Source organism: Shewanella goraebulensis (genome assembly GCF_030252245.1).
Lineage (GTDB): Bacteria > Pseudomonadota > Gammaproteobacteria > Enterobacterales > Shewanellaceae > Shewanella > Shewanella goraebulensis.
On record NZ_CP126972.1, the window covers coordinates 3,796,207 to 3,814,055 of the forward strand.

The following is a 17,849-nucleotide window of genomic DNA, read 5'->3' on the forward strand; positions in this document are numbered from 1 at the left end:
ATCCCTATGTTAACGACTCAACAGTCAGTTTTGGTGATCATTGACGTCCAAGGTAAGCTTGCCCAAGTGATGCAGCAATCGCCCGAATTACATAAACAACTCGGCATTTTAATCCAAGGGGCGCAATTGTTTGATATACCTATTTTATGGGTTGAACAACTGCCCGATAAACTCGGCGGAACCAGTGAGGAATTAGCAGCTCTACTCAGTAAAACCACACAGGTTATTCCCAAATCATATTTTAGTGCTTGGCAAAACTCTGAATTCCAACAACAACTAGCTAGACTCAATCGTACTGATATTATCCTTGCGGGCATTGAAACCCATGTTTGCGTCTATCAAACTTGCCAAGACTTACTGGCTAATCGTTATAACGTTCACTTAGTTGCCGACGCTGTATCGTCACGCACCAGCGAAAATAAGCAGCTAGGGATCCAAATGATGACTCAATTAGGCGCGAAGGTAACCAACACTGAATCTTGTTTGTTCGAGCTTCAACATCAAGCCAGTGGGGAACGCTTCAAGTCTCTTCTAAAGTTAATAAAGTAATTAATTTAATAGCTTAACTTACCATGACAAATGTCATCGACTCTAATGACAATATTCACTTACCGCAAAAAGGCAAGTTTAATAGACTTATTCCATCGACATAACACATCGGTTTGAAAACTTTCATCATTACAGTAAATTAAAGGAGCACGTCATGGGATGGGAACATATTGCAATATTAAGTCTATGTATTGGAGCTATTAATCAGGTGGTGCCAGTAATTTTAGCCTTAATCGAGAAAGAAAAAAGCTAACATCAGAGCAAATTATACGGAGTTACTCTCCTATTTTTTACTAAGAACACTTTATTAACTAAGACACATTTTTTAACTTAGAGCGCCTCGGGTGCTCTTTTTTATTTTTAGTGAAAAAATGAGCTTTAATAAAGCAAGTGTCAGCCAAAGTGGACAATCAGAATATTAAATTTGTATTATTTTTATTCAATTTGAACATCTGAATTTTGTAATAAGCTAAACTAGTTGATAGTTTTATGGAAATGATTGTATTTCTGTTATTATTTACAACCAAATAATCATAATTTAATGGATTAGCAGCAGTCTATCCAAGTTCATATACCATAGGTAAAAATATGATTAACCACTTCACTGTCCTCGGTGTTAAAGCCAGTGCCAAAGAAGACGAAATAAAAAAAGCCTATAAACGTTTATCAAATAAGTTTCACCCCGATAAACTGATTAATGCTTCAGAAGAAGAAAAACATCTCGCAGCACAGCAGTTGCAACGCGTTAAAGATGCCTACGATGTTTTGTCTGATAAAAAGTTAAGAACTGCGTTTATTAAAGATTTTAATAATGTCATCGTAACCAATCCTACAGCGGCTATGACCGAACTGTGGGATCAATTTTATTCTTGAGAAACCCATGAGCAAACCACTTAATATCTCACGTATTAATGAGTTAAAAAATAATGCCTATGACAATATCGATTCGTATAACGATCCCGATAGCCCAGAAGCATTAGCCAAATTCACTGACTCAATGAAAGCGATTTTGTTAGCCGATCCTTCGATGTTGGCAGCTGTGCCTGAATATTTGCCTGTGGCACTATTCAATCGAGTTCGCTTTTCAGATGCCGCTAAAACCAAGTGGGCGACATGGATTGATACTGCGACCTTGCCGTCGTGGGATGAGTTTAAAGTTACGATTCAATTTAATAATGATGATGTTCCTTTAGTACTTGCAGTACGTAAGTACTCTGAAGAATTACTCATCGAAAGCTGTGCGGTCGTTTACTTGCTTAACACTCAAGATAACGTGGTGGCGCCAAGTAAATCTTTTAGTGCCAATGAAGCAAGTGACACTAATGATGACGGCTATGATCCCTACAATGATGATGGGGACTATGATGACAGCGATGAAGAAGGTTATTACGACCAATATGATGACGAGGAGCGATAATGAACAATCTTATTGAACTCACCGCAGCAGAGATAAAAGATCTAGCTGATGTAGAGCCGCAACAAGCCAGTAAGCGCTTCGAAATTATTGCTAATACTATGTCAGACGATCAACTTGTTGATGTCATTGAACATATGGATATTGTGACCCTGACGCAAATTAACAGTCATCACGATATTTCGTGTCCATCAATCATGTCAGAACTGATGTCTCCTGAGCAAATTCGTGACATCGTCTGTCAGCAACCTCTGTATTGGGAAGAGCAAATCAAAACCAATGCAGATGAGTTAATGCATCATACTTTTGAGTTCCTAACTTACCTTATTCGTATTCAAGGAACCGAAGAAAAGCAGGCTGCTATTTTAGAGTGTATCGCAGAAGATCCTGCGGGCTTATTCTACCTATCAATTCCGTTTATTGAACTCATTCTAGCCCCTTCAGGTGAGCAAGATGGCAATACCATCTATGAAAGTTTCGATGACGAAGATGACGGTGAAACTGTGGGTTATAGTAACTGGCAAGCCGATGAAGAAGCTCACAGCTTAGCCATTGACGACCCACGCAGTTTATACGCTTTGGTTAAACAGCTAACCCCTGATGTCGCTTCATCAATTAAAAACTTGCTGCGTAATGAAAGTTCTGGCTGGGAGCAAATCATTGGTAAATTCGTTAACGAGCTTGTACTGCAAGCTAAAGAGAAAAACGAAGTGGCTGATGAATACGCTGAAGTCGATGACATGTTTACTTTTCTTGATTAAGGAATCGACTTAATGCAATTAGCATTACGTGATAATAACCAAGGTCCATATTTTAGCCGTGTACTTGAATATGGACGCACAGAAGCACTATTAACCGACGAACATGTCGCTCAGATAAAATCCAAAGCGATTTTAATGAGTTTAAAGTTAGCAGATAAGTTTTATAACAAACACAAAATGCATTTGCTTGAGCATGCTGCTCACGATGTTATTGGCGTTGTGAGTTTAGGGCTGGTTGCACTTACCGGTGAGGAGCCCGCTGGCTCTGTTGCTTTATTGCAAACTCCAGATGGTGTGCTTAAGTGTTTCCAGAAAGGCTGGAACATGTTGACCATTGTCAGCAAGCATATGCACGGCAATGAAAACTCGCTATATGGTGATATTAACCAGCTACTGTTAGAAAAAATATCAACACCACCCGATAGTGAAATTTGGCTAGGTTGGCAAGATTATCAAACAGCACTGAAAGATCACCACAATCAAGAAGCCACTAAAGTTTTACTTGAAACTTTTTACGCTAAAGTCGAACTAGACCCATTATTTAGTCTTGGGCTTGAAAGCGTTTTAGCAGAGGCGGTGTTGTATCGCATCATGTTTGACGACGCTAGAGTGCGTGAAGACATGAAAAAGCGCTTACGCAAGATTGAGCTAGATGAAAAGTGGTTCAGCATTGATGCTATTACCATTCATACTGAACGCGCATTGAGCCATTTGCCAGCAACACTTGCTGACACCATTCGTGAAGATTTAGGTAAGCATTTTTATCAAGAGTTATTGCGTACTCTCAAGTTTGCCAAAAAGTATCGCGAACTGGCTCTTGATGATGCGAGCCCTGAAAAGCTTGAACGTTATGAGCAAAAACATGGTCTGCAAAGTGTATTGTTAGGTTGGCAGGATACAATTGAATTCTAGCCTCAAGCAGAACTCAATAATGACTAAGGGCAACAAAGGCTGACTTTGCTGCCTTTTTTTATGCCTATAGACCTATCACTCTACACTAGGCTACCTCTGCAGATATATTTATTATGCTCAATTAACTGATTGATCTAAATTTGATTAAACACGTATTCTTAATAGACCGTATTATTGAAGCAGATTGATGGCAAATTATCCTTCAGCAGTACCTGACTCCTTCATTAAATGAGTTTTCACTATGACTAAAGACGTTGCCAAAGTTCCAAGTAGTCGCTTATCAAGGCTGAGTAAAATCGGTGGCCTCGCCTCTCGTTTAGCTGGCAATGTACTGGTCGAAGGTGCTAAACAGCTGAGTAAAGGTCAATCACCTAAACTTCAAGAGTTAGTGCTTACTCCTAGAAATATCTCCCAAGTAGCTGAAAAGCTCGCCCAGCTTCGCGGTGCTGCAATGAAAGTTGGCCAAATGATATCAATGGATACAGGGGATTTATTGCCCGCAGAGTTAAGTGAAATCATGGCGAGATTACGTGATGACGCTAAAGCCATGCCTCACAAACAATTGGTCGAGATACTCAAGCAACAATGGGGTAACGACTGGCTAATGCCTTTTGCGCAGTTTGAGCTACGTCCTTTTGCCGCTGCATCCATTGGTCAAGTGCATTTAGCCTATTTAGGTTCTGGTGAAAAGCTTGCAGTAAAAATCCAATACCCTGGCATTAAAGACAGCATCAATAGCGATATCGATAACGTCGCTACATTATTAAAAGTGGCTCAGCTAGTACCTGATCATGTCCAGTTTGATAAGTTACTCACCGAGGCAAAAGCGCAGCTTCACCATGAAGCCGATTATGAGTATGAAGCAAATCTTTTAAAGCAATACCAACAATGGGTCGCTGGCGATGAAAGGTTTATCGTACCTAAAGTATATGAATCTCTTAGCACCGACAGTATTTTAGTCATGGAGTTTATTGAAGGTGAAGCCATTGAAAATGTTGCTCGTCTCGACCAACAAACCCGAGACAATATTGCCACTAACTTACTAGCACTGTTTCTTGATGAACTTTTCGAATTTAAATTAGTACAAACCGATCCGAACTTTGCCAATTTTATGTATCAAGCCAACAGTGGCAAAATTGTATTATTGGACTTCGGTGCAACTCGTCAAATTTCCGAACCACTCTCTGCTGGATACAGAAAGCTCATGCAAGGTGCAATGACCAACGATAAAGCCTTGATGACTCAAGCCGCATCAGAAATTGGCTTCTTTCAAAAAGACATCACCATTGAACAGCAGCAGTTAATTGTCGATATTTTCTATCAAGCATGTGAACCGCTTCGAAGTGAAGCTGAATACGATTTTGCCAGCAGTAACCTCGCTAAGCGTATCACCGATGCTGCTAAATCAATGAGTACTAAACCAGACGAATGGCATACTCCACCAACCGATGCAATTTTTGTACATCGAAAATTGGCGGGGATATACCTACTAGCCTCGCGTATTAAAGCCAAGGTCGATGTTAAAAAACTTTTTTTAAGCCACCAATAAAGGCCAACCTTTGCTATATCAACAAATATTAATCTGTACGAATATCGGTAATTGTTCATATCGGGCTAAGTTGTGGCAGTATAGAATTTCAATTAAGTAATCTAACCCAAATACTAATGCGCATCTTCGGCAGTGGTTAATCTTTCGAGACTCTAAAATGTTTACATTTTTCAATATTAAGCCCACTCAGTTATTAGCTACGTTAGTGTGTATTAGTATCGTAACAGTTGCATCTTTAATGCCTGCTCAAGCAGCTACGGATTCAAGTTCAGATTCAAAGTTAATCCAAACACAGGAACAGCCAGTTAAAGGAGAATTAACCATTACTCCATTATCTAAGAGCTTGTTTGTGCACGAATCATTTATGCAAACTCAGCAATATGGCTTTGTTGGCTCTAACGGTCTCATTTTAGTCGATGGCAAAAGTGCATACTTAGTTGATACCCCATGGAGTGAGACTGACACGATAAAACTCGTTAAATGGATATCAAGTCAAGGCTATAAACTCGTTGCAAGCGTATCGACCCACTCCCATGATGATCGCACTGCAGGTATCGATTATTTAAACCGCATTGGTGTCGCGACTTACGCATCAGACCATACCAATAAATTACTGCAACAAGCAGGTAAACCTACCACAAGTCATAGCTTTAAAGAGGGCCAATTTGATTTTGTTGAATCGAAAATTGAAGTCCATTTTGTCGGTGCAGGCCACACAATAGATAACCTTGTAGTCTGGTTTCCGCAATCAAAATTGCTTTATGGTGGCTGCTTAGTTAAAAGCTTAGGGAGTAAAAGCCTAGGTTATTACGGTGAAGCAGATTTAAATGCTTGGCCTCAATCAATCGCTAATCTACAAAGCCAATTCGCTCAAAGTAATCAAGTGCTTCCGGGCCATGGAAGCATGGGCGATAAGCAGTTATTGACTCATACCATTTCACTGCTAAAGCAGCATGCATTAACAAGCGCAGAAAAATAAATGTAATAAAAACCTATCAATCGCTGTCTACCTACAGCGAAATATCAACTTAACGGATCACATACCTATCTGAATAAACGCTAAATGATTCAGATATAAATACACTCAAGGAGAGTTAGCTATGTTCAGCCATATTATGATTGGTGCAAATGACATCGATACATCAAAAACCTTTTACGATGCCACCTTAGCCACTTTAGGTCATGCCCCTGGTAATATTGCCCCTAAAGGCCGCTGCTTCTACGTTACAGACACTGGTGTGTTTGCATTAACAAAACCGATAAATGGCGAAGAATCAAGTCATGGTAACGGCACTACCGTAGGTTTTGCAGCATCAAGTGAAGAGCAAGCTTTGGCTTGGCATGCTGCTGGACTTGCTAATGGTGGAGTGACTTGTGAAGAGTTACCTGGTTACCGCGAATCACCAATGGGGCCATTATTTTTAGGCTATTTACGCGACCCTGCTGGTAACAAGATTTGCGTACTTTACCGCCCAAAGTAATCGGCAAATAATGAGTAAGCAGTAAATCAAGCTATTCAATAAAAGCTGAGTTCGCTCAGCTTTTTTAATTCAAGCACATGGCTTTTATCGGCAATCAAGGTAAAATTAGCCAGCAAATTTTTATGATGTAAGCAAAGTCGACACTAATGAGTTTGCATACTCAAGCGTCACTTGCCGTTACCATTTTAGATTAACGCCAATGTCTATTTTCAGTTCCGATTTCAGCTAAACGTTTAAGGCTTTCCTTCATGTCACAATTCGATCCCCTTTTTAATCAATTCAATGAGTCGATTGCAGACATAAGCTTGCCTGAAAATTTTACTTTCCCATTTTATTATCAGCCTCACCCTTTAGCCGTTATTGCGTCTGAGCAACTGCAACTACATCTGCTGCAACAAACGGACTGGCATCATAACTTTGGATTAGAAGACAAAACTAACCCTTGCCAGCAAGCACAGCTGCTTAAACCCATAGGTAAAATGTTTGGGGTATTGGTGGTAAAAAATTTACAGGGCGAATTAGGTTACTTAGCAGCTTTCTCTGGCAAAATTGCCGAGCAAAACATCCTGCCACACTTTGTACCGCCAGTATTTGACATGCTCAGTAAAGACAGCTTCTTTAAATCAGAATACGAGCAAATAAATCAGTTAAGTCATCAACTTAAAAAACTAGAATCAGACCCTAGACTCACTGAATTCGAGCAAGATTTGAATGCGGTTACACAAGCTGCCGAACAAGCTATTGCCCTGCATCGTCAGCAGATGATTGAAAACAGAAAAAGCCGTAAAGCCAAACGTAATAACTTAGCGGGTTTATCAGAGGCTGAGCAAAAATCTATCTCTATTGAGATGAGCAGACAGAGCGTAGAAGACAAGCACCAATTAAACGCATTAAAACGAGACTGGGATGCTCAGATTAAGCAATCTAAGCAGCAACTTGACAGTATTGCCGACCAAATAGATGAAGTTAAACAAGCCAGAAAACAGCTTTCTAATGCGCTGCAACAAAAGCTATTTGCCCAGTACAATTTTTTAAACATCAAAGGTGAATCTCGAGATCTTAGTGATATTTTCCATGATGCTCCTAACCATCAACCTCCTGCAGCAGCAGGCGAATGTGCAGCACCTAAGTTACTTCAGTACGCATTTAAAAATGGGTTAACTCCAGTGGTCATGGCTGAATTTTGGTGGGGCGAGTCGCCAAAATCTGAGATAAAGCAGCATCAAAATTACTACCCTGCTTGTCATGGTAAATGCCGCCCTATTTTAGGCCATATGCTTGATGGGATGAAGGTAGACGAAAACCCCTTACTGACTAATCCAGCAGAAGGTGTCGAGCTGCCTATTATTTATCAAGACGATTACATCGTTATCATTAATAAACCTGCAGAATTTTTATCAGTGCCAGGGAAAAACATAACCGACTCGGTATTTAGCCGTATGAAGCAAAAATTCCCTAATGCGACAGGACCGTTAATCGTACATAGATTAGATATGTCGACATCAGGACTAATGGTAATCGCACTTTCAAAAGAGGTGAATAAACATCTAGTACAGCAGTTTATCAATCGAACTGTTACCAAGCGTTATATTGCCAAAATAGACGGTGAACTGAGTACTGAAAGTGGCACTATCAGCTTACCTCTTAGGGTAGATCTAGATGACAGACCCAAACAGCTTGTATGCTATGAATATGGAAAGCATGCAGAGACTTTTTGGCAGAAAGTTGCGGTAAAAAATGGCAACACTTTAGTACACCTTTACCCAAAAACAGGACGAACTCATCAATTGAGAGTTCACTGCGCGCATCATGATGGATTACATATGCCAATTTTAGGTGATGATTTGTATGGTAAAACAGAAAAGCGCTTACATTTACACGCACAACTGTTATCACTGCATCACCCTCACACCAACCAGTCTATGACGTTCGAAGTGAATGCTGATTTCAAATAAAACAACCGTTTGAAACGAACATTTAAATAGTCAAAAAAATGGCTAGTCTACTGCCCTGTAAAAACTTGTTAAATTACCTATTTCGAAGTGGATATGTTAATCAATATGGGTTAATGTAACCAGTTCGTATGATATGCGGTTTTATAAACAATAACCCTGCGAGCTGACGTTTTCCTTCGTTGTATTTTTGAAATCACCAAAAGCTGTTGATTGTATTCATAAAAACATTAGCTTACTACACGATTAAGGATAAGAGTGGACTATGAAAGAGTGGTATTTCTCAAATAATGGTGAAATCAGTGGACCTTTAGGCTTAGCTGATTCCAATAAATTTATTGCATCAAATCCTGATGTCTATGCTTGGCACCCGTCTTATGCACAGTGGGTACCAGTAAGTCATGTTGAAGAGTTTGACATCAATGTATCTCCGCCACCGCCTCCTGCGGAGATTCCACAGCAGTTAATCGAACGTTTTACTGCTAAAGAGCGTGAACTCAATTCTGCGTTAGGTCGAATTGATACCACCCTTAAGACGATTAATTCTTCAATGTCAGATATCGGACGAGATTCTAGCCGTTACAAAGTAACGACAAAAGAATTGAACGAAAAAGTTGAAGCGACGCTTCGTAGCGTTAATGAACAATATGCTGCACTACAGAAAACACTTTCAGGTGTAGGTTAATTAAGTTTTACCCGACTTAAAACACTAGATAATCTGAGTGGCATATAACAATTGTTGTTAACTAAATAAAAAGAATACGACTATGAAAAAATGGTATTTTTCGAAAAATGGTCAAGTAACAGGGCCGTTAAACGAAGTTGAAGCAAAAGAATTTCTATTGAAAGATGGCGACTGTTACGGTTGGCACCCTTCATTTACACAATGGAAACCAGTAAGTTGCATTAAAGAGTTCGCTCATATAGTGCCTGCAATGGTTCCGCCAGCGCTGATCCCTCAAGCATTAATTGAAGAATTTGCAGCTAAAGAAAAAGCACTACAAGTCAAAGTCGCTAGCATGGAAGAAAGCGTCTCAACGACTAAAAGTGTGCTGGTTGAGTTTGAACAAGAAATTAATCAATACAAAAAGCTCACCATCAATTTAACTGATGAAGTTAAATCAAACATTGACCCTTTTGAGAGCAAATACAACTCATTCAAAGGCTCATTTGATGAGTTAATTTCGGCATTATCAATTGCGAAAACAGAAGTGAATGAAGTCACAACAGACTTTAATCAACGTGTTGCCAAGCAAGTAGCTGAAAATACTAATAGCATCAGTGCTCCAACTGTTGCTTCAGTAGCTGCACCAGCAGCAAAAGCAGAAAGCGCGAGCATTTCGCCAGATAACGTGTCAGAAATCAGCAACCAGATCCAAAAAGCACTTGCTGAAAGCATGCTTAAATCAGCTGAAGAAGACAGCGCAGTTGCTGAACTAACAGCAACGAAAACAGTCAGCGCGACCAAAAGCCTTGACCCTGTGGCAGTAGCGCCTAAAAAGCCTAAGCCGAAAATTGATAAAATTGAATTCTCTGAAGATATCTCTGAAGACAAGCAAGCTGATGAAACTGGTGTAACAGGTGTTACTAGCATCATCAAGTCCGTCTTCAAGGGGGACACTAAGAGAAATGAAAAAAAGTCCGAAACGCCGGATGATGTAAATCAACTGGCGGCGAGTACCGAAGCAAAAGCTAAAACTGAAAAGTCTGCAGATTCAGCAAATGATGGAACAGCAGAGGAAAGTGAAGAAGAGAAAGAAGGTCGTATGAGACGCCGAAGAAGACGTACTCATTACATTGCCTCTTAATAGATTGGCATTGTATGGCATGACCTCTTAAGACATTCTAATAATCGTACTCGTGCAGAAATCTGTGTTTGAAAGTCAAACTGATGTATAGATTAAATAAAAAGGCTTATCTTGCGATAAGCCTTTTTTTATTCGTTTTAAGCGGGCTTTATTATTTCTGATTTAATCTCTGCAAACACGACAGCTGAGCAGTATCAATTAAACAACGACTAAAGACTCTGACTCTGTAACCGTTTTAGCATCTGCTCTATCAATGATTTTAATCAATGCCGTTTGAATTACTTCATCTTGTCTAGCGTCTGCCGTACTTTTAAATACTTCCTGCTGCGCTTCTGCACCTTCTTCAAAGACAAACTCAACCACAACTTGCTGAGCGATATCGGCGCTGTCACCTTGGTAAATAATATTAATTAGCGGGTAGCCTTTAAAACCTGCTTTCACTTTCTTAGCAATTCTCTTCTTTGATTTGTCTAGATTCATTTTCGATTCCTGAGATACAGCTTAATGTGGTTTACATCATTCGGCGCAAGATACTATAAGGCGCTTATTCTATTATTACCAATAAAGGGTCCAAGTATCTTATCGGTTTTGGTTACAATGAGATAGCCCTATGAGATAGCCCTATGAGATAGCCCTAGGAATTAGCCCTAGGAATTAGCCCTTTGAATTAGTGCTTACAAAAATCGTTATACCGCAACATCTGCAAAACGACCTTGGGTTAGCGAGCAAAGAGCAACTGGCGATAAACCGATATCTAACCCTCTTTTTCCCGCACTAACATACATGGTCATAAATCCTTGAGCGGAGAGATCAATTATTGTCCGTAAACGCTTCTTTTGCCCCAATGGACTCACGCCACCTAAAACATACCCTGTTGTTTTCTCAACTAAAAGCTTATCAGCCATAACTGACTTTTTCGCAAAAGCGGCTTTTGCGATCAGCTTAAGGTTTAGCTTTTTGTTTACAGGTATCACAGCAACCACCAGCTCTTTAGTGTCCAGCATCACCACTAATGTTTTAAAAACTTGTTCAGCAGGTAGACCCAGTTTTGCCACAGCTTCATCACCAAAAGACTCAGCATTCGCATCATGCTCGTAGGCAAGTACTTCATGCTCTATTCTATGCTTTTTAACTAGGTTAATCGCGGGAGTCATTAGTTACTCTTCTTTGTTTAATTTTTCGCTAATTCACGAATAGCATCATAATCAAAGCTGGTGATTTCAAAAGGATTACCATCGGGATCGCAAAAGTAGATCGACCAAGTAATTTCATGGTCACTCACGGTAAAGCTCACCCTGTGGTCAGTTAACTTTTGTTGCCATAAAAAGAAATTAGTCGCATCAACACCAAACGCCACTGTCGTTCTTTTGTCGGCCTGAGATTCAAATAATGCGAGATGCAAATGTTGATGAGCAAGCACTAATGGGCCATTACCTACAGCCCAAAATGCTAATGTTTCAACAGCATTAAACCCAAGCACTTCTCGATACCAAACCTCAGCAGCTTTCCGGTCTTTTACATAAATATGAATATGATCAAAACACGCTAACGTTGCCATAAAAACCCCTTAATACAGTTCAAATGTTTGAACTGTATTCTTTAGTTGAATACCGTCAAGTATTGCTCGTATCATATTGTATCTCAAATACATTAAAAACAATGCTTTACACTTTTTATTCGCCTTGTAATATATCACTACTCATTGAGGTAAAGATGTAGACAAGGATAAACATGTCTCAAGTTCAATCGCCAGAGCCTGAACTCGTCGCAACCGACAAACCAGCAAATAATAAAGCACTGAGCCAATTTCTCACTCAACTTAAGTCACAAGTGTCTCGTTCAGAGTCAATTGATGTCGTGAAGTCGGCGTTAGATAAAGCCATCGACTACCCAAATCAATTACGGTATAAAAATACTAATTTATATATTGGTATGGCAGCAGCTATATTTGCAGCGATTGGCTACTGGTTCTATCTAGAGCAGCAAGGCCGTTATTATAGATACTCTGATATAGATTTTGGTGTGTTTATCTTCTGTATCATTAGCCTAGTGGTCGCTATATACATATTTGTAGCACGGCGTAAAAAAGTCGATAAAGTATCACGGCTGCTTCGTGATGAAACCCTCAAACACCTTTATAATATGACCGATTGTCAGCAACAGTTTTTAAATAACGCTGAAAATAAATTTGTCGACTTTAAACGTGGTAATTACTCACAAGATCTTGAGTGGGGTAAAGAGATCGACTTTCATTCCGACTTAGGGTTAATTCGTGCCAGCGTGGTGTATCATCATTACGTTGATAGAAGAACCGAAACTTATACAGAGTCAGATGGCAAAGGTGGAACACGCACCCGTACTCGCACGGTATACGACCATTATTACCGCCAGGGAGTCATACTGCCACCGCTGAATAAAACCACCCATCTTGTCATTAGTGAGTCGCGTTTATCAAAACAATGGTCGCAAAGCTTTATGCCTGCATCTAGAGAGTTTGAAAAGAACTTTAGAGTCCAAGCAAACTCACAGTTTGATGCTGCAAAGTTTCTTGAGCCAGCTGTGGTGGTAGCGTGTGAGCAATTGGGTAATAAACTTAAAAACCTCACTATCGAATTTGCCCACGATGGCAGTGTATTGATCAATCAGCATAATACTAATTTATTGAATCCAGCAATGGATCACGACATCACCAATCCTGCTGCGTTTAAAGAAGAGTTACTCAATGACACCTCATTGTTTACCGTAAACAGCATTTTTGGCTTTGTGAACCAAATTATACGCCACACAAATTAAGCTCGCTTTTTAACTATATTCTCTGATAATTACAGATATATTCTCTGATAATTACAGACAGTCACACTCAAGGAAGCACCATGGAAATGTCTTATATTATACTCGCAATCGTTGTCATCGCTGCTATTGCAGGTTTTATGATTTACAACGCCATAGTCAAAGAGCACAACGCCGTTCAGCGTGGTTGGGCTGATGTGTTAACCCAAGAAAGACAGCGCAGTCGAATTATTCCTGAGCTTGATAGAGTGCTTCAAGAGCACAAAGATTATGAGAAAGAGTTGCTGCCTAAAATCACCGCGTTGCGTCAAGGGATTAATGCACTGCAAGACAATAATATTGATACCAAACTGCAAAGTGATGTAGATAGGGCTTCACAGGATTTAATTAAGGGTATTAACGTTGCCGTTGAAGCCTACCCAGAACTTAAAGCCTCTGAGTCTTTTTCTAAGTTTATGAATGAGATCACCGAGCAAGAAGAAAATGTCGGTGCTGCAGTGCGAATTTTTAACCAAAATGTAGCTAACTTTAATTCGTGCATTCAATCTTTCCCGAACAACATCGTCAATTCAATGTTCAACAAGAAGCAAGTGATTGAAGTATTCACTGATAGTAAAGCACAAGCCGCTTTTGAATATACGCCCAAATTCTAATATAAGTTCTAGTACGAATACCTTTAAATAACGAAACGGGGCACTATGCCCCGTTTTTGTATATCGGTATTAATTAGAATTAGTTCGCAATAGCTGCGGCTCACCAAAAAACTGCTGCTTGTTACCTAACACGGTTACCGCATCATTGTCGCTCAACAATAACAATTCATGCTCACTGCTCAGCTGAAACAGTTCAAATGTTGTTAAGTCTTTTATGGGGCTAGCCCCTGTAGAGTTAGTCACTGTAGAGTTAGTCACTATAGGTTTAGTCACATGAGGCACTATGCAATAACTGACTAAGTTCAAACCTTTAGTATCGATTAAGCCCACATTATTTTCATCGCCACACAACACTGCAGAATCAATGCTTGGCGTCATTATCATCGCACCCGCACTTACGCCAACAATAGGTTTACCCTCATCAGCTAGGTATCGTAATACCTTATCTACTCCGCGATGTTTCAGCCAATGTAAAAACCGATAAGTATCTCCGCCAGACAGGTGCACCAATGAACTTTGCTTTAATGCTGTACTGGTACTCGGTTCAAAGCCCTGCTCAAGCTCAAGGTAAATAACCTCTTCAAACCCTAACGCTTGGTACATTTTCTTAATTGGCGCAAAATACTCACCGTGCGGATCTGGTTCAGAGGCAAGATACACCACAGGCTGCTGATGAAAGTCATTCGGCATATGCTTAATCAAGTGTGAAATTGCCGCTTCGGCGACGTGTGAGTCAGTACTGCTGAGTAAAACCAAATTCATTAAATATTAATATCCCTATCTTGTTTTGTCACAACCTAATGGCTTTATCGTAATCTTAGTCATTTGGTAATGCATCAAACTGTTTTCGTTTGTCGTCCATAAAGGCTTGCATAGCTGCAGGATCTTGCATTAAGTGCGACATCTCAGCCATCACCTTCATGTGAGCAGGCTCTTGCTGCTGAAACATCGCCATACCATGTAGCTTGCTTAACTGCGCCATGTCTTCAAATGTATCAGCCTTAAACCTCTCGTCGCAAGCACCACCGAGTTGTTTACAAGTCATTGTTTTCATCTGTCACTCCTTAACGACAACACCTTCACTTATTCTGAGTATTCAGCTTAGCATTAACTGAAAAAATAGATGGGTTGCTATCTCTTACCTAGCTAACTTTTGGACAATTGCGTGTTATATGTCTTTCTAAATTAGAACGATATTGATTAGTTTCAGTATTGCAAAACGTAACCTAACAGCGTTGAACGCGGTGCTGGTCACATGAAAGGAGGTGGTAAAAAATACGACCAGCCCTGATTAATGATGCTCTTGCCACAGAGAGCTTGCCCTAGCCCCTAGCCATTGAATCGTCGGGGGCAGTTGTTTGACTAGCAAACCTTCATTCCAGCAGTAATCGTTGATTTGAACCTTGTCTGACGCCAACAAGGTTGTGTGATTAGTCTATCAATTTGGGTTGCTTGTCACTACTTACCAGAAACAACAAGGTTAGAATCATTGAAAACACATCTGCTATCAGAGTGGCTAACCACACCTTGCTAGAGATTTCACTAAATTACCACTCAACGGATTAATTGAGTGTTTCACTTACCCTAGTACAACCTTAACATTGCTAGCCTGTTGCAGTTGGTTCATTTCGATATTGCCGTGGGCTTACTCCTGTTTTTGCTTTAAAGAGCTTTGAAAAATGTTGTGGGTATTCAAAACCTAGCTCATAGGCTATTTGAGTAATGCTGTCATTGGTTTTCAAAATCAGACTCTTAGCTCGCTCAATTAAAAACAGATGAATATGCTCTAAAGCATTTTTACCTGTCTCTTTTTTCAGTAAATCACTTAAGTAGTAAGGCGACAAACCAATCTCTTTACCGCAGTATTGAACCGTAGGTATGCCTTCTTCAAAAGGTTTGTCGCTTTGGTAATATGAGTCTAAAAGCTGATTAAAGCGTCTTATGTAATCGTGATTTAAATCAGAACGCACAATAAATTGGCGGTCATAAAATCGAGTACAATACTTAAGTAACAATTCAAGATTCGAGGAGATCAACGATTGAGTATGCTTATCCACATTCATTTCGGCTTCATTTGCGATACTAGAAGCAATATCAGTGGCCATCACACGCTCACGTTCTGAAAGGTGTAAACCCTCGTTAGTCTGGTACTCGAAGAAAGAATAATCAGACATTTTGTTATAAAGGTCAGACCTTGCTATCAGTTTAGGGTGAAAGGCAATAGTCCAACCCAACGAATCTTCAAGTGGCTCCGTTGCTGCAATTAACACTTCTTGACCGGGAGCCATAAACGTCATCGTTCCTTTATCGAAATCATAGGTTGTATGACCATAGCCAACCGTGCAATGAGCGGAATCCTTCAAAGAAATTAAAAAGAGATCAAAACAGATTTTGACATCTTCCTTTACTCCCTGTTTGACCTGAGATGGTTTGAAAAAACTCACTAACGGATGAGTAGGAGCACCTAGCCCTAACGCAGCATGTAGGTCAGAAATTGAATTTATGTGCAGTGTGTTGGTCATTTGTCTACTCTCAAATAATTTATCTAATCGGCCTAAAGGACGACTGCTTTCATCGTTTTTTCCAATTCGGTGTAATAAGGGTTCCAAGTTAGTCGAGCATGAATACGATCAGCCTCAGTGTAACCCCATGCTGAAAACCAAGTTTGCTCCCCCTGATTGCACGCCTTTACAGCAGAAGAGCTCAAACTGTTTTCACAGATTATTTTTTCTCCATACTGTCCATAGTAGCTATTGCCGGGTGCAAATAAAGGGCTCATGTGAGAAGCTGTGCTAATTCTAAGATCATCTCTTTGCATTGAGTAGTATTCTACTTTTTTCGGCAGGTTAAATTCGGTGTTCTCCCCATACCAAACCAACTTACTTTTAGAGTGAGTAAAATGTTGATCAAAGTATTTATTTAGAGCATTCGCATCAATCACACTATCCGCCTCTGATATAACTAACATCACGGGAATATCCAGTTTTCGACCAGCGATTTTATTGCGGAACACCTTAGCACTTTCTGAATAAGCTAATGCACTGGCAAGAAGCCCAGAATTGTACTTAGCAAGGTTACTCTCTTCTGTGAACCAGCCTTCAGTAAAGATGGCTGCCAATGGCGTTAATTTTTCTAGTATTGGCGTCATCGTTTGAAACCCAGGTGAAAATAGCATTAAACCATCCACTCCCTGATTTTCTAATGCATGAATAGATACTAAGTTACCGCCCGTGGAGAAGCCTCCTAGCCAAACTTCATCGTATTGTTGTTTTAACTTCTGGGCATAATGATCAACCATTATTTGCCAATCTTGATAGTTCGCCATTTCCATGTGTCTAGGGTTACTGCCGTGACCTGGCAAAAGTACCACTTGCACATAAAAGCCCTGCTCAGCAAGAGAATCTGAAATATCAGTAAAACTAAAAGGCGAGTCACCAAGACCATGTGCAAGCAAGATCGCTTTTTCTGAGCTTGGATTCCCCTTAGTGTAAGGTGCGTTCATTGCTAACTCTATTGTGTGCTGCTCATGTTCAGTGATAAAAGCTCGATTTTCCTTTAACCACTCCGTTGTCGTTTCCACATATTGGTCAAAAGTCGGCTGTAAGTAATTGAAGTACTGCTTTGACTCATACATTGGTACACGGGAGATGTCGTTGCTGGAACAGCCACCGATAATCATGAATAAAGTCGCTAAAATTAATATCAATGAAGATTTGTTCGCTTTCATTGCTAGGTGTTCCTCTGTAGGCCTTAGTTACAATGTATAAGGGAATTCTAATTGAAATATCCAACCGAAACTTATTCATATCTTAAAAAGTTATGAGCCTTTCAATAGAAAGAAACCCATTAAACTCTTGATTAAATTGGACTTACAAGCAAGCACCAATAATCGTGGAAATGTATAAGTTTATGAAAAGGTAAGCGGCTATAATTTCGACATCTTTACAGCAGCCTAAAGTACAAGGTTGATACTGAGGGAC

The 17,849-nt window shown here is 39.9% G+C and carries 20 protein-coding genes; 13 read left to right on the forward strand and 7 right to left on the reverse strand.

Annotated features, from left to right (window positions below; genetic code table 11):
- Positions 1-6 precede the first annotated feature (6 nt).
- The 11 genes from QPX86_RS16100 to QPX86_RS16150 all read left to right on the forward strand — a co-directional run bounded on the left by QPX86_RS16100 (position 7) and on the right by QPX86_RS16150 (position 10,426).
- Positions 7-549, forward strand: coding sequence for a hydrolase (locus tag QPX86_RS16100; protein ID WP_220751822.1), 543 nt, complete (start codon positions 7-9; stop codon positions 547-549).
- A 588-nt stretch (positions 550-1,137) separates the two neighbouring features.
- Positions 1,138-1,422: a cold adaptation protein ActJcold adaptation protein ActJ gene (gene atcJ, locus QPX86_RS16105; RefSeq protein ID WP_220751824.1), complete on the forward strand. Its 285-nt coding sequence runs from the start codon at positions 1,138-1,140 to the stop codon at positions 1,420-1,422.
- Between the two features lie 7 nt (positions 1,423-1,429).
- A complete protein-coding gene (gene atcA / locus QPX86_RS16110; RefSeq protein WP_285163196.1) occupies positions 1,430-1,966 on the forward strand; it encodes a cold adaptation protein AtcA in 537 nt (178 codons plus the stop codon).
- A complete protein-coding gene (gene atcB / locus QPX86_RS16115; RefSeq protein WP_220751828.1) occupies positions 1,966-2,724 on the forward strand; it encodes a cold adaptation protein AtcB in 759 nt (252 codons plus the stop codon). Before atcA ends, atcB begins: the two co-directional genes overlap by 1 nt.
- Positions 2,725-2,736: 12 nt before the next feature.
- The gene (atcC, locus tag QPX86_RS16120; RefSeq protein ID WP_220751830.1) at positions 2,737-3,636 is read left to right on the forward strand and encodes a cold adaptation protein AtcC; all 900 of its coding nucleotides are present in this window, start codon (positions 2,737-2,739) and stop codon (positions 3,634-3,636) included.
- 241 nt (positions 3,637-3,877) lie between these two features.
- On the forward strand, positions 3,878-5,185 hold the full coding sequence (locus QPX86_RS16125; RefSeq protein WP_285163197.1) for an ABC1 kinase family protein: 1,308 nt from the start codon (positions 3,878-3,880) through the stop codon (positions 5,183-5,185).
- Between the two features lie 157 nt (positions 5,186-5,342).
- Entirely contained in the window at positions 5,343-6,164 is an 822-nt protein-coding gene (bla, locus tag QPX86_RS16130; RefSeq protein ID WP_285163198.1) for a subclass B1 metallo-beta-lactamase, read from the forward strand.
- A 121-nt stretch (positions 6,165-6,285) separates the two neighbouring features.
- Positions 6,286-6,666, forward strand: coding sequence for a VOC family protein (locus QPX86_RS16135; RefSeq protein ID WP_285163199.1), 381 nt, complete (start codon positions 6,286-6,288; stop codon positions 6,664-6,666).
- A 248-nt stretch (positions 6,667-6,914) separates the two neighbouring features.
- Positions 6,915-8,621, forward strand: coding sequence for an RluA family pseudouridine synthase (locus QPX86_RS16140; protein WP_285163200.1), 1,707 nt, complete (start codon positions 6,915-6,917; stop codon positions 8,619-8,621).
- Positions 8,622-8,883: 262 nt separating this feature from the next.
- Positions 8,884-9,303: a GYF domain-containing protein gene (locus QPX86_RS16145; protein ID WP_220751840.1), complete on the forward strand. Its 420-nt coding sequence runs from the start codon at positions 8,884-8,886 to the stop codon at positions 9,301-9,303.
- 82 nt (positions 9,304-9,385) lie between these two features.
- Positions 9,386-10,426, forward strand: coding sequence for a DUF4339 domain-containing protein (locus tag QPX86_RS16150; RefSeq protein WP_220751842.1), 1,041 nt, complete (start codon positions 9,386-9,388; stop codon positions 10,424-10,426).
- A 198-nt stretch (positions 10,427-10,624) separates the two neighbouring features.
- Here the strand turns inward: QPX86_RS16150 and QPX86_RS16155 are convergent, their stop codons facing one another.
- From QPX86_RS16155 to QPX86_RS16165, 3 genes are all read right to left on the reverse strand, one after another.
- Complete coding sequence (locus tag QPX86_RS16155) at positions 10,625-10,906, reverse strand: hypothetical protein (RefSeq protein WP_285163201.1); 282 nt, start codon at positions 10,904-10,906, stop codon at positions 10,625-10,627.
- Positions 10,907-11,112: 206 nt separating this feature from the next.
- Positions 11,113-11,580, reverse strand: a complete 468-nt coding sequence (gene ybaK, locus QPX86_RS16160; protein ID WP_220751846.1) for a Cys-tRNA(Pro) deacylase — start codon at positions 11,578-11,580, stop codon at positions 11,113-11,115.
- Between the two features lie 17 nt (positions 11,581-11,597).
- A complete protein-coding gene (locus QPX86_RS16165; protein ID WP_220751848.1) occupies positions 11,598-11,984 on the reverse strand; it encodes a VOC family protein in 387 nt (128 codons plus the stop codon).
- A gap of 173 nt (positions 11,985-12,157) precedes the next feature.
- On the opposite strand from QPX86_RS16165, the gene QPX86_RS16170 reads away from it, so the two are divergent.
- The gene (locus tag QPX86_RS16170) at positions 12,158-13,219 is read left to right on the forward strand and encodes a DUF3137 domain-containing protein (RefSeq protein ID WP_285163202.1); all 1,062 of its coding nucleotides are present in this window, start codon (positions 12,158-12,160) and stop codon (positions 13,217-13,219) included.
- Positions 13,220-13,305: 86 nt separating this feature from the next.
- On the forward strand, positions 13,306-13,869 hold the full coding sequence (locus QPX86_RS16175; protein WP_285163203.1) for a LemA family protein: 564 nt from the start codon (positions 13,306-13,308) through the stop codon (positions 13,867-13,869).
- 69 nt (positions 13,870-13,938) lie between these two features.
- Here QPX86_RS16175 and QPX86_RS16180 read toward each other — a convergent pair whose 3' ends face one another.
- The 4 genes from QPX86_RS16180 to QPX86_RS16195 form a co-directional block, all read right to left on the reverse strand.
- The gene (locus tag QPX86_RS16180) at positions 13,939-14,631 is read right to left on the reverse strand and encodes a Type 1 glutamine amidotransferase-like domain-containing protein (protein WP_285163204.1); all 693 of its coding nucleotides are present in this window, start codon (positions 14,629-14,631) and stop codon (positions 13,939-13,941) included.
- 55 nt (positions 14,632-14,686) lie between these two features.
- Entirely contained in the window at positions 14,687-14,923 is a 237-nt protein-coding gene (locus tag QPX86_RS16185; protein WP_220751856.1) for a hypothetical protein, read from the reverse strand.
- A gap of 550 nt (positions 14,924-15,473) precedes the next feature.
- Positions 15,474-16,391 carry a helix-turn-helix domain-containing protein gene (locus QPX86_RS16190; protein ID WP_285163205.1) on the reverse strand — a complete coding sequence of 306 codons (918 nt, stop codon included), beginning with the start codon at positions 16,389-16,391 and terminating at the stop codon, positions 15,474-15,476.
- 32 nt (positions 16,392-16,423) lie between these two features.
- On the reverse strand, positions 16,424-17,596 hold the full coding sequence (locus QPX86_RS16195; protein ID WP_220751859.1) for an alpha/beta hydrolase: 1,173 nt from the start codon (positions 17,594-17,596) through the stop codon (positions 16,424-16,426).
- Positions 17,597-17,849: the final 253 nt, after the last annotated feature.

Excerpts from the sequence above, each read along its gene's own strand:
- atcA (WP_285163196.1), top strand. The coding sequence starts at position 1,430 with ATGAGCAAACCACTTAATATCTCACGTATTAATGAGTTAAAAAATAAT.
- QPX86_RS16185 (WP_220751856.1), bottom strand. The coding sequence starts at position 14,923 with ATGAAAACAATGACTTGTAAACAACTCGGTGGTGCTTGCGACGAGAGG.
- QPX86_RS16165 (WP_220751848.1), bottom strand. The coding sequence starts at position 11,984 with ATGGCAACGTTAGCGTGTTTTGATCATATTCATATTTATGTAAAAGAC.
- ybaK (WP_220751846.1), bottom strand. The coding sequence starts at position 11,580 with ATGACTCCCGCGATTAACCTAGTTAAAAAGCATAGAATAGAGCATGAA.
- QPX86_RS16100 (WP_220751822.1), top strand. The coding sequence starts at position 7 with ATGTTAACGACTCAACAGTCAGTTTTGGTGATCATTGACGTCCAAGGT.
- bla (WP_285163198.1), top strand. The coding sequence starts at position 5,343 with ATGTTTACATTTTTCAATATTAAGCCCACTCAGTTATTAGCTACGTTA.
- QPX86_RS16195 (WP_220751859.1), bottom strand. The coding sequence starts at position 17,596 with ATGAAAGCGAACAAATCTTCATTGATATTAATTTTAGCGACTTTATTC.
- atcB (WP_220751828.1), top strand. The coding sequence starts at position 1,966 with ATGAACAATCTTATTGAACTCACCGCAGCAGAGATAAAAGATCTAGCT.
- QPX86_RS16125 (WP_285163197.1), top strand. The coding sequence starts at position 3,878 with ATGACTAAAGACGTTGCCAAAGTTCCAAGTAGTCGCTTATCAAGGCTG.
- QPX86_RS16150 (WP_220751842.1), top strand. The coding sequence starts at position 9,386 with ATGAAAAAATGGTATTTTTCGAAAAATGGTCAAGTAACAGGGCCGTTA.
- QPX86_RS16170 (WP_285163202.1), top strand. The coding sequence starts at position 12,158 with ATGTCTCAAGTTCAATCGCCAGAGCCTGAACTCGTCGCAACCGACAAA.
- QPX86_RS16175 (WP_285163203.1), top strand. The coding sequence starts at position 13,306 with ATGTCTTATATTATACTCGCAATCGTTGTCATCGCTGCTATTGCAGGT.
- atcJ (WP_220751824.1), top strand. The coding sequence starts at position 1,138 with ATGATTAACCACTTCACTGTCCTCGGTGTTAAAGCCAGTGCCAAAGAA.
- QPX86_RS16135 (WP_285163199.1), top strand. The coding sequence starts at position 6,286 with ATGTTCAGCCATATTATGATTGGTGCAAATGACATCGATACATCAAAA.
- QPX86_RS16190 (WP_285163205.1), bottom strand. The coding sequence starts at position 16,391 with ATGACCAACACACTGCACATAAATTCAATTTCTGACCTACATGCTGCG.
- QPX86_RS16180 (WP_285163204.1), bottom strand. The coding sequence starts at position 14,631 with ATGAATTTGGTTTTACTCAGCAGTACTGACTCACACGTCGCCGAAGCG.
- QPX86_RS16140 (WP_285163200.1), top strand. The coding sequence starts at position 6,915 with ATGTCACAATTCGATCCCCTTTTTAATCAATTCAATGAGTCGATTGCA.
- atcC (WP_220751830.1), top strand. The coding sequence starts at position 2,737 with ATGCAATTAGCATTACGTGATAATAACCAAGGTCCATATTTTAGCCGT.
- QPX86_RS16145 (WP_220751840.1), top strand. The coding sequence starts at position 8,884 with ATGAAAGAGTGGTATTTCTCAAATAATGGTGAAATCAGTGGACCTTTA.
- QPX86_RS16155 (WP_285163201.1), bottom strand. The coding sequence starts at position 10,906 with ATGAATCTAGACAAATCAAAGAAGAGAATTGCTAAGAAAGTGAAAGCA.